The following is a 16950-nucleotide window of genomic DNA, read 5'->3' as shown; positions in this document are numbered from 1 at the left end:
GGATAAAAAGATGGACAACATGCACAACTCGAATGGCCTGATGCGCTTCGCGAAGGTGGCGGCCGCGAGCACCCTGCTCGCGACGCTGCTTGCCGCGTGCGCGGTGGGGCCCGACTACAAGCGCCCGGACGTGTCGACGCCCGCGGCGTTCAAGGAAGCGCCGACGCTCGCGGCCGGCGAACAGGCCGGCACGTGGAAGACCGCCGAGCCGGCGGACGGCGAGCATCGCGGCGAATGGTGGAAGGTGTTCGGCGATCCGGTGCTCGACTCGCTCGAGTCGCAGGCGCTCGCCGCGAACCAGAACCTGAAGGCCGCGGCGGCGCGCGTCGAGGAAGCACGTGCGGCGACCCGCACCGCGCGCTCGCAGTGGTTCCCGCAGGTCGGCGCCGGGTTCGGGCCGACGCGCGAAGGGCTGTCGTCGGCGTCGCAATTCCAGCCGCAGGGTACGGGCCCGACCACCGCGACGCTGTGGCGCGCGCAGGGCACGGTGTCGTACGAGGCCGACCTGTTCGGCCGCGTGAGCCGCAACGTCGAGGCGTCGCGCGCCGACCAGGCGCAGAGCGAAGCGCTGTTCCGTTCGGTGCAGCTCGCGCTGCAGGCGGACGTCGCGCAGAACTACTTCGAACTGCGCCAGCTCGACTCGGATCAGGACCTGTACCGTCGCACGGTCGAATTGCGCGACCAGGCGCTGAAGCTCGTGCAGCGCCGCTTCAACGAAGGCGACATCAGCGAGCTCGACGTGTCGCGCGCGAAGAACGAACTGGCGACCGCGCAGGCCGATGCGGTCGGCGTCGCGCGTCGGCGCGCGGCGTCCGAGCATGCGCTCGCGATCCTGCTCGGCAAGGCGCCCGCGGACTTCGCGTTCAAGGAAACGCCGATCGTGCCGGTCGCGGTGAAGGTGCCCGCCGGCCTGCCGTCCGCGCTGCTCGAACGCCGTCCGGACGTGTCGGCGGCGGAACGCGCGATGGCGGCCGCGAACGCGCGGATCGGCCTCGCGAAATCGGCGTATTTCCCGAAGCTCGATATCACGGGTGCGTTCGGTTATGAAGCGTCGACGCTCGGCAACCTGTTCCTGTGGTCGAGCCGTACGTTCCTGCTCGGGCCGTTCGCCGGCACCGCGCTGACGCTGCCGCTGTTCGACGGCGGGCGCCGTGCGGCCGGCGTGCAGCAGGCGCGCGCGCAGTACGACGAGCAGGTCGCGAACTACCGGCAGCAGGTGCTCGTCGCGTTCCGCGAGGTCGAAGACAATCTCGCCGATCTGCGTCTGCTCGACGACCAGATTCGCGCGCAGGATGCGGCCGTCAATGCGTCGCGCCGTGCGGCGACGCTGTCGCGTACGCAGTATCAGGAAGGTGAGGTGGCCTATCTCGACGTGATCGACAGCGAGCGGTCGGTGCTGCAGTCGCAATTGCAGGCGAACCAGCTGACCGGTGCGCAGGCCGTGTCGACCGTCAACCTGATCCGTGCGCTGGGCGGCGGGTGGGGCGCGGCGCCGACGGCGGTCGGCGATGCGGGGAAGGGCAAGCAGGAAGTCGCCGTGCGTTGATATGCCGGCCGGCGACGGGCTGCCGTAACAGGCGGTCGATCGAAGAACCCGATCCGTGGTGACGCGGATCGGGTTTTTTATTGACCTTTTGTCGCGGCGGCGCCATGTGCGTCGCTCCGGTTGCAGGTCCCAGGGCGAATCGGGGGATTGCCGGAAGACGCGAAGCAACTGCAACTAACGGTCAAGCCGTCGGGCGTTGACCAACGCTGCGGCGGCGTTCGCCGCCGCAGCGCTTACCTGTTGTCGCTTTCCGCCCGCAGCGCCCGCACCAGTTCGCTGGCCGCCTTGCCGAGCCCCGTGTACTTCGGCCGGCGCAGGTACACGGGCAGCGGCAGCCCGTTGCGGATGTTCGCGAACACGAGCGGCGCCAGTTCGCCGTCCTCGACATACCGGCCGATCAGCGATTCGGGCAGGTTCGCCCAGCCGTGTCCGGCCTTCACGAGCGCGATCGCGGTGGCCATGTCGGTCACCTTCCACGTGCGGTTGCCGATCACGGGACGCACGTCGGTGAGCGGCCGTTCCGGGTCCGCAATGACGATCTGCCGAAACCCCGACAGCCGTTCGATCGCCTCGGGATGCGCGGCTTCGGCGATCGACGGATGGCCGGGCGCGGCGACGGCGATCAGCGTTTCGGTCCACAGCGCGTGGATCTGTTCCTGCGGATGAAGATCGAGCCCGCCGTACGCGACGCAGAGATCGACCGCGCCGCGATGCAATGCGTCGACGATCGCGTCCTGCGGCGCGGTGACGATGCTGATCGCGAGCGCCGGATATTTCGCGGCGACGGCGGTCAGTGCGCGCGCAACGGGCGCGCCGTCGAGCTCCGCCGCGAGGCCGAGCCGCAGCGTGTCCTCGACGCCTTCCGACAAGTGCTGCGCATGCGCGCGCAACGCCTGCAACCGTTCGGCGATCGACCGCGCATCGGGCAGCAGCGCGGCCATCGCGGCGGTCGGCGTGGGCTCGCGCGTGCCGCGATCGAACAGCACGAGGTCCAGCTCGGCCTCGAGGTTCGCGATTGCCATGCTGACCGCCGACGGCGTGCGGCCGAGCGCGCGCGCGGCCGCCGAGAACGAGCCTTTGTCGATGACGGTCAGCAGCATGTCGATGTGGTCGCTGGTCAGCATCGGCGGCCTCCTGTCAGAAAAATTGAAAGGACCTGACTTTTGCGGGCGAAGTGCCCGCTGTAGTCTCGCCACCTCGTTCGATATGAAGGTGGTGGGTCATGCAAGGATGGAAGAGACGCATAGTCTACGTCGTGATGTTCGAGGTGCTCGGCATCCTCGTCGCATCGTCGGTGCTCGGCATGCTGAGCGGCGCGAGCGCGACGACGAGCGGCCTGCTCGGCGTGATGATCTCGACGACGGGCGTCATCGTCAATTTTCTGTACAACCTCGGGTTCGAGGCGTGGGAGCGGCGCCGCGCGGAAACGACGCGCACCGTCGCGCGGCGCGTCGTGCATGCGATCGGTTTTCAGGTCGCGCTCGTGACGTTCCTGATTCCGCTGATCGCGTGGTGGCTCGACGTGTCGCTGGTGCAGGCGTTCCTGTACGACGCGGTGCTGATCGTGTTCTTCCCGATCTTCACGTTCGCGTATAACTGGTCGTTCGACAGCGTGTTCGGGTTGCCGGATGCGGTGACGCGCAAGCCCGAACCGATCATGTGACGCGAACGCGCATGCGGACGAAGCGCTGCGATGCAGGCAGTCCGCATCGCAGCGCTTCGAATGAGAAAGGGGAGTAAGCAACGGGCGGCGCGAATGCCGCCCGCGAGCGTTACGCGGCGACGAACTCGTGCACGTAACGGTTGAACACCGCGGGGCTCGCCGCGTTCATCCCGTGCGACGCACCGGCGACGGTCTGCCGTTGCGCATCGCCGATCCATTGCGACAGCGTGTCGACGTTGTTGCGGAACATCTTCGGGCTGCGCTGGCCGTCGATCAGCAGCGTACGGCATGCGATATCCGACGCCGTGTGCTGCGAATACGCGGGCAGCGGATCCTGAAGCTGCTTCGGCAGCGTGCTCGCGTTGTCGATCGCCATCGTGCGAAAGCGCGACGTGCTCTTCTTCCATGCGCCGGGCAGGCTCACGGAATCGACGAACATTTCGAGGCCGGCTTCCACTTCGCCTTCGCCGATCAGGTTCACGGCCTTCGTGCGCAGTGCGATCGCGGCGGCCGGCAGAGCGGCTTCGCGCACGCCCGGCTGCTGCAGCGGGCCGCCCGGATCGGCGAGCGTCAGCGACTCGACGAGGTGCGGATGCTGGCGGGCGACGTTGAACGCGACGCTGCCGCCTCGCGAGTGGCCGACGAGATGCACGGGGCCGAGATCGAGTGCGTCGATGAATTCGGCGAGTTCGTCGACGTGGTTCTGCCAGCTGAACTCGTCCTGGATGCCCGCTTCGACGGCCGGCCAGTAGTGGCTCAGGCTCGGCGCGATGCAGCGGTAGTGGGCCGACAGCGACGCGAGTTGCGGCTCCCAGTAACGGTAGTCGCACAACGATCCGTGCACGAACACCATCGGCGCGCCGCTCCCCCGCTCGACATACGGCAGGCTGATGCCCGACGAAAGCGTCGCAAATTGCAGGTCCGGGTTCGCGAGCACCGACGGCTCGATTCGCATGTTCATGACTGAAAACTCAATGGGTGCGTCATCACGTCGCAACTATGCCTCACGGCAAGCTGCAAGGAAAACGCATAATTTTCATCGTCACGATCAATTTTATTGATGGTTCGGCTGAAAACCCTTGTCGCAGGGGGAAGGTGCGCCAGCGCATCAAATCATCAGATGATTAAGGGTGCAGCTGGAGGCAGCATGCGGCGCCTTGTGGGGATGCGCATCGCGCCGCGGAAGGAGAGGGCGAGAGAGAGCCGCAACGATTGCCTGCGCCTTCAAGAGGCAACCATCGTGACAAGCAGGGCGGCCGCGGCTAACGCCAGTTTTGGTACGGGCCGATCGTGGCCACGCCGCATCTAGCGGCGACAGATTCGACATCCATCGGGTGAGTGCTTGCTATTGCGATAGAACCCGTTGATATACGTTATCTTGACGTCGCAGGACACCGCGATCGACCAGGTAGCGCCTCAGTCGGGCGTAATCGGCTGTGAACAATTGACAGATCTTGGATATCTCCGATTCGGTGTAACGCGTATCCGGCGCGAAAGCCGTTGCGATCTTCTCGATGGAGATATCTGTTTCCAGTTGCCGATCGCTCAGATCTTCCGCGCTGCGATGCTGGCGATCGACCATCTCTCCCCATATCGTACCGACATCCGAAAACCCATTCTGGTCGCGCTGAATGAGCCCGATGCTCAGCAATCGGGTCAGGATTTTGCCGACGACCTTCGCATCGAGGCCCACCTTTTCCTCGATATCGGCAACACGATTGTTGCCGAGGACGATCGCAGCGTAAACGGAGCGCGCTTCGCTCGACGTCATCGCGGCAAGGATGGCGTCCTTGCGAAGACGCAGTTTCAATGCATCCTCGCCAATCGGCAAATAATTGCTGCGAATCGGAATCTCTCCCAAGGCGACGAGTTCGGACTGCAGCGGTTGCGAACGGAGCACACGTTCACTTTGTTGGCGCTTTCGGAGGATACCCAGGCCGCTCTGGCGGTATTTGTGCAATTCCGGCAGCGTGATGAGTTCGAATGAATTGTCCTGCCTGCGAAACAGCTCCTCCCAGATCGGCGTTCTGACTCTGCGAACACGTTGTGTTCCCTCCATGTTGACGGTGGTCAACATGGTCGGCTCGTGAAGGCACAAGTATCCGCCGGGCGCGATGTGGTCCCACAGTGTCGCGACGAAACGGACGTCGTCGGCGGGTGTGCCCGCATCGATCCACGCGATATCGACTGGTTCCCATGACGCGATGGTGGCTTCATCGAGTGCGTAGAAGTTGCTTTTGACGAATGTGACGAGGTGCTCGTCGATATCGTGATTCTTCAATACAGCCCACGCTTCTTCGGCCGAGGAGCCTTCCGCGGTAAAGTCGTCGATGGTGATCAGCCTGGGTTGATAGACATCGGGGATTCCTGTCGGATCAAGAAGCGCGCTGCGCTCCTGCCATGCTGAGCTATCCAGTAGATTCTTGTCGTGCAGCCAATCCTGCCGAGCCTGCTGGAGCGCCTTCGCGATGAAAACCGTGCTGTCGCCGGCGCCGATCTCGACGACTGTAACGGGGCGGGCCATGCGGATGAGCGCGGAGATCAATGCAGCGCTATTCTCCGTACCCATTCCGGGTCTAATCAGTTGCACGGGCGTTTCCTCCGGAGATCAATCTCAACATGCCGGCTTTCGCAAAATGCACGACGGTGGGGGGCAGCGTTTCCGTTATCTCTTCCGAGAGCGTGTCCAGTGAGAAGATACGTCGAGACGCTTCGCTCAATCGGATGGTTCGGCCGTTGAGCTGGTTGATGGCGACGCGTCCAATTCCCGGAGCGTCGGAGACGATACAGGTGGGCTCGATCAGATAGCGGAGCGGAGGCGATGCCGGAAATGTCTGGTCGGTCTCGATGAACCCGTGTCGATATAGCGCAATCAGCAGCGTGCCGGTTTTGTGCGGCACGCCATTGATCTCCAGACGCGGCAACGCCTTCACCGTCGTTCCTTCGACGAGCGCCTGAACGTCTTCATCGCGAAATCCTCCAAACGCCTGCGCGCTTTCGACCACGACAAGCGACGATCGAATTCCTCGCGCGCCGACAAGTCGAGGCGCACTGCGAGTAATGCGCACCGACCTGGCCCACCTGACCGACGAGTCCGGGGGCAGGGACTCCGGATAGGTTGCAAGCGGGTTCCGTAACTCCGGCGGCATTGATTTGCCGAGGGTGTAGTTGCTGTCGGCGTGGACGTGGCCGCCCTGGAGATATTCGGCGAGCTGCCACGCATATCCCCCCGTGCCTCGATAGAAGTTCGGTCGAATCGGATCTGTTCTCATGGTGGTTCAGGCCGATTTCAATATGACAATTGCCGTCGCCATGCCCACGGCGGCGCCGTCCTGCACTTCGGATGCGACGACTTTCTCGATCGTGAGGCCGCTTGCCTTCACAATGGGAGCGAGTGTCGAGGGGGTCCACATCCGGTCTCGAAGATCGCATACCACGCCTTCGATATCTCCGCTTTCGTTCCGTCCTGATTGCGCGAAGACCGATCGATGCATGATCAGCTTGTCACTGTCGTATTTGTAGGCCCACCAGATGAGCGCGGCTTCGCCGTTGCTGCGCCGAAATGGCACAACCGTGCAGCGCTTGTCCATGAACGCAAGACGCTCGGGTGTACCGTCGCCGAAGACGGCGACCATGATCCGCGACCCGGAGTCGCGCAGCTGAGCCTTCGCGCTACAGAGCAACGCTTCGAGCTTGTTGTCGTCCAGAATGAAATTGACGGTTGCATCGCCGAAGGTGACGACGTCGAATCGGCGTTGCGTGATCGATGTCGGAAGGTCGAATATGTCCCCCCGAAGCGCGTGAATGTGGCCGTGATTGATGGACGCTTCGAATCGATCGATGGCGATGGGGGAGATGTCGATGCCAAAACTCTCCTGCAGTGAGAATTTTTCGGCGAGGTGCAGGAGCAGTCTGCCGTCGCCACAGCCCAGATCGAGAATGCTGTACCCATCCCGGACGATGGATTCTGCGGCGGCGAAATCCCATGTCGCGCGGACTGTTGTCGATTCATACTCGTCGAACAGTGGTTCGTCGAAGTAGTAATGGCTGACTCGGAGATTCGCCACGCCCGATGACACGATGCGATCCAACGGGGCTTGCAGGTTGATCGATTTCGTATCGCCTGGCTTTGATCCGAAGCGTCCTATTGCATCCATCATCAAGCTCCTTTTGTCATCATGCCGGGTCGGTTTCTGACATTCAACGCGAAGCCGCATGCACCGGTGATTGCCGTTGCGACTCCAACTGCTACGAGGGCCATGCTCACATGCGCGGTACTGATCATGCCGGCGCTCATGAAACCGAGAAATACCGAAGTCTGGATGCAGAATATATAGGCCGGCATCAGGTTGACCCGCTGCTTTGGAGGGATCGCCTTCATCATGAAACTCGACGTGAGCGCGTTTTGGATGCCATTAGCCAAGCCGATCACAAACGTCGCGCACATGATGACCCACGCGGTGTCGCTCAACGCGAGCCACAAGATGCCGAAGCCGATGACGCCGGCGGCAATGGACGCGCCAGCTGCATCGCCGAACCTCGCCAATACTCCGGAACAAGCAACGGGACCGACGATGAGCCCCACACTCAACGCGCTGACAACCAATCCGTATATTTCGGCACTGAACTGCAGATCGGTTCGAATGCGAAATATCAACAGAACGTTGAGCGTGGAGGTCAGCACGACAGTCACCCACAACGGGGCGACCGCGCGGGTCACGCCGGCGGTGCGAAAGAGGCCCGGCAGGTCCAGCCGGCCCTTTTGCTTGTCTTGCTTGGGCAACTGGCCGGATTTTTGAACGAAGGAATCCAGCGCATTGAAACAGAGCGCGGTGACGGGCGCAGCGACCAATACCAACAACGCCAGCAGCAGCAAGCCCCGCGAACGCTCGGCCATGCCGTATAGCAATCCGCCGAGAGCCGGGCCACCGACGTAACCCATGTTTCGCATGGACTGCGTAATCCGGTTGATGCGATCGATGTATCGTTCGTCTCTTGCGTAGGTCGGAATGGCGACCATGATTGCCGCCCACAGCAGGGACCCGGTGGATCCGAGCGCCATTGACACGGCGACGTAGCCCCAGAACTGATTGGCCAGGGACGCGATCGCGATCAGAAGCGACTGAAGGACGAATATCGCAGGAATCGTTTGGCGAGGCCCGCTTCGCTCGAGGATCACCGGAGCGATCGGACCGGAAAGAATGCCTCCGATGAGACCCGCGGCGAGCAACATTGATACGGAGGAAGTGTGATCGGCCAGTCTCAGGGCAAAGGTCACTTGAGCCGCTTCATCAGCGAAGCTGCCAAACGACAGGCAGATACAGATAAAAACGAGTGCCCATCGACCTCTGAGCCCCATCAAAGCGCACCCCATTGCGCCAGCGAAGCGGTGACTCTCAGGAGGTCATCATTCAGCGATGGGTCTTGCTTGCGTGACATATCCGCAATGTTCACGTGTTGACCGGTGGACAAGCGATTCAGAAAGTCATGCATTACGCGACTGTATCGGAAGCTGCTGCAGTGGCCATTGGCCGCGACCAGGATCTCGCCATCCTGCAATACCGGCATCCACTGCAGCGTGCTGATGGCGTTGAGGGAGATGACGTCGTCCAGTTCATCGACTTCGACGATCGGACGACCGACATTCAAGCGGCTACTGGTATCCGAGATGAGTTGGGAAATCATCATTCGTCTTTTCAGAGATGCACCGGCGAGCAAGGCCTGCAAGGACGAAAGCAGCAGCTCGTCATCGGGATTGAGGCTTACGATGCCGGAGGAGCGCACGTCATGGCGTGTACGAGTGGGCACCGGAAGCTGGCCCTTCACGTAGTTTGCGTTTTGCTGCGTATCGCTGCCGGTTTCCCAAAAAGCGATATTCACGTTTGCCGATACGTCGGATCGTGTTTCGGCAACGTGCAACCAGTTCTCGGGGAAATAGGTTACTCGATTCGTTTTGTTCTCGAGCGGAGTGCTCTCGGGCTTGAATGGTTCGTAATCGGGAAATCGTATTCCAGCGAGATCCGACCTGCTTCCAGGCCAGGTGAACATCGTTTTCCCGTCGCGCAGGGTGAATCCGAAATTATGCGCGTGATCGGCATGAATTCCGATATAAGTGGATGAATATCGTCCAATAAAGCAATCAATGTCGACGCGGCCACCTGGACGATAGCCTATCGATGAGGCAAGCTGGTCTGAGAAGGACTTTGCGACGTCCCAAATGACAGGGCTTGCCGCGTGAAGTCCATAGTACATGACCGTCCATTCGTCGTCGCCGGCAAGACGCGCGATTCTCGATACATAACCGTCAAACGTAGTGTCGGTCGGAAGCACGAGAAAGTCAGGGCGCGGCTCTGGAGTGCGCTTTCCATTGAAGGCGGTTATGGCTTCAGAATGAGCGTTGCGAGATCGAATGTCGTTCGTGCAAGTGGAATATTCCTTGAGTGCATCCAGCACATCTTTATCGTCGAATGGGATCTGCGATATGGTGAGCTCCGCCGCTTGCTTCCCCCATAATTCATTCACAAATTTCGGCGACAACAACGCGACCATATTCGACTCTCCATTCAGCGAAACATGGGCAGGTGAGCAAGAGGCCAAAGCCCTTGCCCACGGAGCGGATTCAGCGGTGTATGCGTATTACTGCGGGTTTCATGCAGCTTCTGCGACAGCCGAGACTTCCTCGTCGTTACGCTGAGCGTATTTGACGTTGGCCACGACCGGCTCGATTTCGACGTCGTTACGCTGAGCGTATTTGACGTTGGCCACGACCGGCTCGATTTCGACGTCATTACGCTGCGCGTATTTGACGTTGGCTACGACCGGCTCGATTTCAGCAGCGGTCAACTCTTTACTTCTCGTTATGTTTTTCAAGGAAATCGTCATATTGATGCTCCTTTTTAACGAAACGAAATTTAGGGAACGTGGTGCGCACATCCTCGTTTTTCATTGAGAGGTTGCCCGCCATGTGAGAGTGCACCAAATGAAATGTGAGTGTCAAGCATTTGTAAGAAAATTAAATTCAAAAGACATTCCATGCACGAAGTGTGCTGGATGAGTTTATCTGCCGATGGTTATTGATTTTGGTGCTTGATAGCCTGTCAGAATTATTGGGATTTATTGAGATATTTATCCTGATCAGACATCCGACTCTGAACTTCTAAAAAGTCAAAACATGATCCGACCCTTCGGAGTTTTTTGCAGATAACGCGAGCGGGGTTTTTCATGAGCGCTTCAGAGGGGCGCCATACATCCGAGCCGGGTGCGGTCGTCCGATGTGGTGCAGCCAGATGAAGGCGTGCTCGACGATCTACCGGGCTGTGCCGAAACCATCGCCATTCAACTAATACCGGCGGGCAAGCTGGATGGAGACGCCGGAGGAATTTCTACCGCACCACCAACGCCGGCGCGGTCTGAAGCTCGACGGGAAGATCGTTGTCGGCGGCGAACTGCATCGCGAACTCGAACGCATCGGCGCACACGCCACGCAATTCGTCCGACACGAACAGGCATTTGACGCCGCCGTCGACGACCGGCATCGCGAGCCGCGACAGCGCGCACGGATAGCCGGGCCGCCGCTCGCCGACGAACAGCGTGATGACGCCCGCGAGCCGTTCGGGCCAGTCGCTCGGGCGGAACGTCTTGTGTGCGCGGGTGACACCGCGGATCAGGTGGCCGTCGATGCGGCCGCGTGCGGTGATGTCGATGCGATCCATGCCGTGCGTATCCTTTCGCGTCATTCGCCGCCGTCGGCCGCCGCGTCGCCGCGCGCGGGAATCCGCAGGTTGCGCAGCTTGTGATAAAGCGTCTTCTTCGGCATGCCGAGCGCAACGCTCGCATCCGCCACGTTGCCGTTGTGACGCCGCAGCATGTCCTCGATCAGCATCCGCTCGAAATACGCCATCTGCTCGGCAAGCGTGCCGCCCGCCGCCGGTTCGCCGCCGGACGACAGCAGGCTGTCGCCGGTCAGCCCGAGCACGAAGCGATCGGCCACGTTCTGCAGTTCGCGCACGTTGCCGGGCCATGCATGCGTCATCAGTTCGGACACCTGCGCAGCGGTGACGACCGGCGCCGGCTGCCCGAAGCGCCGCGCGGCCGCGAGCACGAAATGCTCGAACAGCAGCGGCACGTCCTCGCGCCGCTCGCGCAGCGGCGGCAGCTCGATCTGCGCGACGTTGAGCCGATACAGCAAGTCCGCGCGGAAGCGCCCGTCGGCCGCGAGTTCGGCGAGATCGGCCTTCGACGCGGCGACGACGCGGCAATCGACCGGAATCAGCTCGTTCGCGCCGAGCCGCTCCACCACGCGTTCCTGCAGCACGCGCAGCATCTTGATCTGCAGCGGAATCGGCATCGTCTCGATCTCGTCGAGAAACAGCGTGCCGCCGTGCGCCCATTCGATCTTGCCGATGCGCTTCTTGATCGCGCCGGTGAACGCGCCGGCCTCGTGGCCGAACAGCTCGCTCTCGAACACCTGCTCGGGCAGGCCGCCGCAATTCAGCGCGACGAAATGCGCATCGCGCCGGCCGCCGAAGTCGTGCAGGCTGCGCGCGATCAGTTCCTTGCCGGTGCCCGTCTCGCCGGTGATGAGCACCGACACCGACGTATCGGCGAGGCGCAGGATCTTCTTGCGCACGTCGGCCATCGCGGGCGACTTGCCGAGCACGAACGCCTCGATGCCCTGCCAGTTGTTGAGCGCCGCGCGCAGCCCCTGCACCTCGAGCGTGAGCCTGCGCTTCTCGACCGCGCGCGCGACGCGGCCGGCGATCACGTCCGACGAAAATGGCTTCTCGATGAAGTCGTATGCGCCGTCCTGCATCGCGCCGACGGCCGTCGAAATGTCGGCGTGGCCGCTGATCAGCACGACCGGAATCTGCGTATCGACGGCCATCACGCGTTCGAGCAGCTGCAGCCCGTCGATGCCCGGCATCCGCACGTCCGACACGATCACGACGGGCGCGCCGGGCGCGACGTGCGCGAGCGCGTCGGCGGCCGACGCGAACGCGTCGACCGGGAACCCCGCGAGCGCGACGGCCTGCTCGACGCCGATCCGGACGTTTTCATCGTCCTCGACGACCAGCACGCGAATCTCATCTTCCATGCTCTGTCCTTTGTTGCGGCGTGACCGCCGCGAATTCGATGGTGAACTGCGCGCCGCCGGCGTCGCGGTTCGTCGCGGCGATCTTCGCGCCGAACGCCTCGACGATGCGCGACGTGATCGCGAGGCCGAGCCCGAGGCCCTGGCCGCGCGGCTTGGTGGTGACGAACGGCTCGAACAGGTGCGGCAGCACCTCCGGCGCGATGCCGGCGCCGCTGTCGGCAACGGTGAGGCGCACGCGGCCGGCTGTGTCCGCATCGTCGGCTTCGATGACGATGCGCCGCACGGGCGCGTCATGCACCGCGTCGAGCGCGTTGCCGAGCAGGTTCACGATCACCTGCTGCAACTGGCTCGATTCCGCGGATACCGTCGTGCCGGGCGCGATGTTCACGTCGAGCTGCACGCCTTCGTCGCGGATTCGCGCATCGTAGATGAGCCGCGCGTGCGCGACGGCCTCGTTCAGCGACACGGCGACGCGCTCGACGTCGGGCTTGCGCGCGAAGGTCTTCAGCTCGCCGGTGAGCACGGCCATGCCGTCGACCAGCTTGCCGATCCGTTCGAGATTGGCGTATGCCGGCGCCGGCTGGCCGCGCTCGAAGAACGTGCGTGCGTTGTCGCACAGCGTGCGGATCGCGACGAGCGGCTGGTTCAGCTCGTGCGTGAGGCCCGCGGCCATCTGCCCGAGCACCGCGAGCTTGCCCGCGTGCACGACTTCCTGCTGCGAATCGCGCAGCCGCTGCTCGGTGCGTTCGCGTTCGACGATCTCGCGCTGCATCCGCTCGTTCGCGGCCGTCAGCGCGGCCGTGCGCTGCGCGACGGTCAGCTCGAGCCGGTCGTTCGCGCGGCGCAGCGCGTCCTGCGCGTTCAGCCGCGCGACGATCGCCCGGCGGCGCTGGATCGCGTAGCCGACCAGCAGCGCGGCGATCAGGAACGCGCCGGTGACGAACACGAACGCGGTTTGCTGCTGGCGCCGCGCGCCGGCGATGTCGAGCAGCACCATCAGCGAGTCGCCGGCCTGCGGCGCCGGCCGCGACATCACGAGATAGCGTGTGCTGCGGCCGGCGTGACGCGGATCCGGGAACGTGCCGAACCATGCAGCGGCGCTGCGGTCGCCGATGTGGCGGTACGGCAGCACGTCGACCGTGCGGCCCGCGTATTGCCGCGACGCCTGGATGTCGCGCTGCTGCTGCGCGGTGATCGGGCGCAGCGCGGTGAATTTCCACGCCGGCTCGGTCGAGATCACGACCACGCCGTTGCCGTCGACCACCATCGCGGCGACCCCCGGCGCGCGCCATGCGGACTCGAGCGGGTCGACGCTGATCTTCACGGCAGTCGCGCCGATCGGCACGCCGTCGTCGCGCACCGCGCTCGCGAAGTAGACGCCCGGCACGCCGGTGTTGGTGCCGATCCCGAAGAAGCGGCCGCTGCCGTGCGCCAGGGCATCCTTGAAGTACGGCCGGTACGACACGTTGGTGCCGACGAAGCTGATCGTCTCGTTCCAGTTGCTGGCGGCGATCACTTCGCCTTGCAGGTCGATCACGTCGACGGCACCGCTGCCCGCGTCGCGGTTCACGGCTTCGAGATACGTGTTCACGGTGTGCGTGAGCGCGGGCCGGTCTTGCGGCGCGGCGCGCAGCAGCGTGCGCACGCCGTCCTGGCGGGCGACCAGGCCGGGCAGGATCTCGAAGCGGCCGAGTTCGCTCTTCAGGCTCGACGCGTACAGGTCGAGCCGATGCGCGCCGGTTTCCTCGAGCGCGTCGATCGCGCGTTCCCACGCGAAATCGACGGCCGCGCCCGCCACGCCGACATACAGCACGGCGGCCGACGCCCACCCCCACCACGGGATTCCCTTGAAGCTCTTCTGCACGTTCGCCCTCATCGAAGCCCGCAACCGGTCGTCCGCAACCGGTCATTCGCAACCGGCCCTCGGAGCGACGCCCCGAACGACGCGCGCCGCGCGCCGGCAGGGCCGGCGGCGGCGCGTGCGAAGCAGCCTGCGCGACGGTGCGCGCAGCGGCGCGTCATCCGAAGTGCGCGACCAGGATCAGCGTCACCGTGACGACGATTGCGCCGCCGATGCGCGTCGCGATCTGCGCGAACGGCATCAGCTGCATCCGGTTCGCGGCGGTCAGGATCGCGACGTCGCCGGTGCCGCCTTGCCCGCTGTGGCAGGCGTTCACGATTGCGGTGTCGATAGGGTACATCTTCAGCAGGCGGCCGACCACGAAACCCGTGCCCATCAGCGTCGCGACGGTCGACACGATCGTGACGACGTTGACGATCGTGAAGGCGGCGGTCAGCTTGTCCCACGGCGTCATCGCGACGCCGATCGCGAACAGCAGCGGATACGTGACGGCGGTCGAGAAGAACTTGTAGACGACGAACGCGCCTTCCTGCAGCGGCGGCGACACCGCGCGCGCGAGCTTCACCAGCACCGCGAGGAACAGCATCGCGACCGGCGCGGGCAGGCCGAACAGCTTGTGCGCCATCAGGCCGACGAGGTACAGCGTGATCGCCGTGATGCCGGCGCCCGCGATGTGCGTGACGTCGACGTGGCCGCGGATTTCCTCGCTTTCCGGCGTCATGTCGCCGCTTTCGCCCACCTGCAGGCGGCCGTTGCCGGTCAGGTGCGGCAGGCGCTTGCCGAGCATGTCGAGCGCGCCCGACAGGATGATCGCGGTCAGGCTGCCGAGCATCACCGGCGGCAGCACCATCGCGAACATCTCGCCCTGCGGCAGGTGCATCAGTTCCGAATAGCCGATCGACAGCGGAATCGCGCCTTCGCCGACGCCGCCCGCCATGATCGGCACGACGATGTACAGCAGCGTGTGGCGCGCGCCGAGGCCGAGCGCGGTGCCGACCGCCGTGCCGACGATCGCGGCCGCGACCGAGCCGGCGGCGAGCGGAATGAAGATCTTCACGAAGCCCTGGATCAGCACGCGCCGGTCCATGCTCAGGATGCTGCCGACGATGATCGACGCGATGAACAGATACAGGAAGTTCGTCGACTTCGTGAACTCGACGGTGAGGTTCAGCACGGGCTTCGGCAGCACGTGGTAATAGGTGAGCGCCGACGGCACGAAGGTCGCGAAGATCGCGGCCGCGCCGATGTTGCGCAAGAGCGGCAGGCGCTTGCCGAGTTCCGCGCAGGTGAAGCCGAAGAACGCGAGGACGGCGATCGCCATCGAGATCTCGCCGGGCACCTTGCCCGTCACCGCGAAGCCGACGATCAGCCCGAACAGGATCACGTAGACCGGCAGCGGGATGATGCCGATGCGGATTTCCATCAGCTTCCACCAGCCTTCAGGCCAGAAGCGCTCGCGCGTGGCGGGACCGGCTTCGGCAATCGGCTCGGCACGGGTGGGGGTAGGGATTGAGGTCTGCAAGACGTGTCTCCTGATGTTGGAATGCCTGCATGGCTTCGCGGCATCGTGTGCCGTCTATTACGCAACCCCCGTGCCAGAAATCCGGCCTGCCGGAATATTTTCAATGCATTGATTCATAACGGATTTGTTTCGTCTGCGGAAAGGGTTCAGCCGCAGGCTGGCCGAGATTTCGGAATTCGCCCGCCGGCCAGGCCGAGATTTCGGCCAACTGGCCATCCGGGCGGCCGCCCGCGCGGCGGATCGCGCGCCATATCGCCGCACGCGATTTTCTTCGCACAATCGCTTCGTAGACCGCCTTCCCGCCGCTCTCTATCATCGACTGATCCTTTTCCGATGCGACGACGACCATCCGGAGAACGCCCGCGCGTTCGCCGCGGCGTCGCTCATCCGTCGATACCGTCTTTGGACAGGAGAGTGGTTCCCATGCTGCATGCCGTCTTTTCCACCCGCTTTTCCCGCGGCCGCGTGGCCAGCCTGCTGGCCGCCGCGCTGCTCGGCGTCGTGATGCTGAACGGCGCGCGCGCCGATACCGCGCCGCTGAAGGTCGGCATCTCGACGAGCCCGCAGATCGATGCGCTGAAGATCGCCGCGAAGGAGGCGAAGGAGCAGGGCCTCGACGTGCGGATCGTCGAGTTCACCGACTGGAATACGCCGAACGCGGCGCTCGCGAACAAGGACATCGACGTCAACTACTTCCAGCACATCCCGTTTCTCGAGAACGCGAAGAAGCAGGGCGGCTACAACTTCGTATCGATCGCGCCCGGCACGATCATGAAGATCGGCCTCTATTCGAAGAAGGTGAAGCACTTCGACGAGCTGAAGGACGGCGCGCGCGTCGCGATCGCGAACGATCCGGTGAACGGCGGGCGCGGGCTGTTGCTGCTGCAGCGCGCGGGCCTCATCACGCTGAAACCGGGCGCCGACTACCGCGCGACGACGCACGACATCGTGTCGAATCCGAAACACCTGAAGATCATCCCGCTGGAAGCGTCGCAGCTCGCGCGCTCGCTCGACGACGTCGACCTTGCACAGGGCTACCCGAGCTTCATCAAGCTCGCCGGCACGACCGACCCGAACAGCGCGCTGCTGTTCGACGGCACCGAGAACAAGAACTTCGCGATCCAGTGGGTCGTGCGGCCGGAGAGCGTGAACGATGCGCGCATCCGCAAGTTCATCGCGATCTACCAGCACTCGCCGGCGGTGCGCCGGGCGCTCGACAACGCGTTCGGCTCGCTGTACGCGATCGCGTGGTGACGGAGGCGAC

16 protein-coding genes are annotated in these 16950 nt (G+C 63.6%); 3 read left to right on the top strand and 13 right to left on the bottom strand.

Annotated elements, in window-relative coordinates; translation table 11 throughout:
* Window positions 1-10 precede the first annotated feature (10 nt).
* The gene (gene opcM / locus ACV22V_RS28850; RefSeq protein WP_059528478.1) at window positions 11-1546 is read left to right on the top strand and encodes a multidrug efflux transporter outer membrane subunit OpcM; all 1536 of its coding nucleotides are present in this window, start codon (window positions 11-13) and stop codon (window positions 1544-1546) included.
* A gap of 233 nt (window positions 1547-1779) precedes the next feature.
* Here opcM and ACV22V_RS28845 read toward each other — a convergent pair whose 3' ends face one another.
* Window positions 1780-2670: a LysR family transcriptional regulator gene (locus tag ACV22V_RS28845; RefSeq protein WP_448016209.1), complete on the bottom strand. Its 891-nt coding sequence runs from the start codon at window positions 2668-2670 to the stop codon at window positions 1780-1782.
* A 98-nt stretch (window positions 2671-2768) separates the two neighbouring features.
* On the opposite strand from ACV22V_RS28845, the gene ACV22V_RS28840 reads away from it, so the two are divergent.
* Complete coding sequence (locus ACV22V_RS28840; RefSeq protein WP_059528471.1) at window positions 2769-3209, top strand: PACE efflux transporter; 441 nt, start codon at window positions 2769-2771, stop codon at window positions 3207-3209.
* A gap of 109 nt (window positions 3210-3318) precedes the next feature.
* Here ACV22V_RS28840 and ACV22V_RS28835 read toward each other — a convergent pair whose 3' ends face one another.
* The 12 genes from ACV22V_RS28835 to ACV22V_RS28780 form a co-directional block, all read right to left on the bottom strand.
* A complete protein-coding gene (locus ACV22V_RS28835) occupies window positions 3319-4170 on the bottom strand; it encodes an alpha/beta fold hydrolase (RefSeq protein ID WP_448016208.1) in 852 nt (283 codons plus the stop codon).
* 384 nt (window positions 4171-4554) lie between these two features.
* The gene (locus ACV22V_RS28830) at window positions 4555-5778 is read right to left on the bottom strand and encodes a DUF2087 domain-containing protein (protein ID WP_448016219.1); all 1224 of its coding nucleotides are present in this window, start codon (window positions 5776-5778) and stop codon (window positions 4555-4557) included.
* A gap of 7 nt (window positions 5779-5785) precedes the next feature.
* Window positions 5786-6481 (bottom strand): hypothetical protein, encoded by a 696-nt coding sequence (locus ACV22V_RS28825; RefSeq protein WP_223962644.1) that lies wholly within the window; start codon window positions 6479-6481, stop codon window positions 5786-5788.
* Between the two features lie 6 nt (window positions 6482-6487).
* The gene (locus tag ACV22V_RS28820; RefSeq protein WP_448016207.1) at window positions 6488-7369 is read right to left on the bottom strand and encodes a methyltransferase domain-containing protein; all 882 of its coding nucleotides are present in this window, start codon (window positions 7367-7369) and stop codon (window positions 6488-6490) included.
* The gene (locus tag ACV22V_RS28815) at window positions 7369-8568 is read right to left on the bottom strand and encodes an MFS transporter (protein WP_059528457.1); all 1200 of its coding nucleotides are present in this window, start codon (window positions 8566-8568) and stop codon (window positions 7369-7371) included. The genes ACV22V_RS28820 and ACV22V_RS28815 overlap by 1 nt, the downstream gene beginning before the upstream one ends.
* Window positions 8568-9758: a hypothetical protein gene (locus tag ACV22V_RS28810; RefSeq protein ID WP_448016206.1), complete on the bottom strand. Its 1191-nt coding sequence runs from the start codon at window positions 9756-9758 to the stop codon at window positions 8568-8570. The genes ACV22V_RS28815 and ACV22V_RS28810 overlap by 1 nt, the downstream gene beginning before the upstream one ends.
* A gap of 99 nt (window positions 9759-9857) precedes the next feature.
* Window positions 9858-10091 (bottom strand): hypothetical protein, encoded by a 234-nt coding sequence (locus tag ACV22V_RS28805; protein WP_060346242.1) that lies wholly within the window; start codon window positions 10089-10091, stop codon window positions 9858-9860.
* A gap of 500 nt (window positions 10092-10591) precedes the next feature.
* Window positions 10592-10921 carry a DUF3579 domain-containing protein gene (locus ACV22V_RS28800; RefSeq protein WP_448016205.1) on the bottom strand — a complete coding sequence of 110 codons (330 nt, stop codon included), beginning with the start codon at window positions 10919-10921 and terminating at the stop codon, window positions 10592-10594.
* Window positions 10922-10941: 20 nt separating this feature from the next.
* Entirely contained in the window at window positions 10942-12303 is a 1362-nt protein-coding gene (locus ACV22V_RS28795; RefSeq protein ID WP_223962633.1) for a sigma-54-dependent transcriptional regulator, read from the bottom strand.
* The gene (locus ACV22V_RS28790; protein WP_448016203.1) at window positions 12293-14179 is read right to left on the bottom strand and encodes a sensor histidine kinase; all 1887 of its coding nucleotides are present in this window, start codon (window positions 14177-14179) and stop codon (window positions 12293-12295) included. The genes ACV22V_RS28795 and ACV22V_RS28790 overlap by 11 nt, the downstream gene beginning before the upstream one ends.
* A gap of 142 nt (window positions 14180-14321) precedes the next feature.
* Window positions 14322-15686, bottom strand: a complete 1365-nt coding sequence (locus tag ACV22V_RS28785) for a 2-hydroxycarboxylate transporter family protein (protein ID WP_059692283.1) — start codon at window positions 15684-15686, stop codon at window positions 14322-14324.
* Window positions 15687-15786: 100 nt separating this feature from the next.
* Window positions 15787-16035, bottom strand: coding sequence for a hypothetical protein (locus ACV22V_RS28780; RefSeq protein WP_448016202.1), 249 nt, complete (start codon window positions 16033-16035; stop codon window positions 15787-15789).
* Window positions 16036-16109: 74 nt separating this feature from the next.
* On the opposite strand from ACV22V_RS28780, the gene ACV22V_RS28775 reads away from it, so the two are divergent.
* Window positions 16110-16940: a MetQ/NlpA family ABC transporter substrate-binding protein gene (locus ACV22V_RS28775; RefSeq protein ID WP_448016201.1), complete on the top strand. Its 831-nt coding sequence runs from the start codon at window positions 16110-16112 to the stop codon at window positions 16938-16940.
* Window positions 16941-16950: the final 10 nt, after the last annotated feature.

This window comes from Burkholderia sp. AW33-5 (genome assembly GCF_053427615.1).
This window is presented reverse-complemented; position numbering and strand designations above follow the sequence as displayed.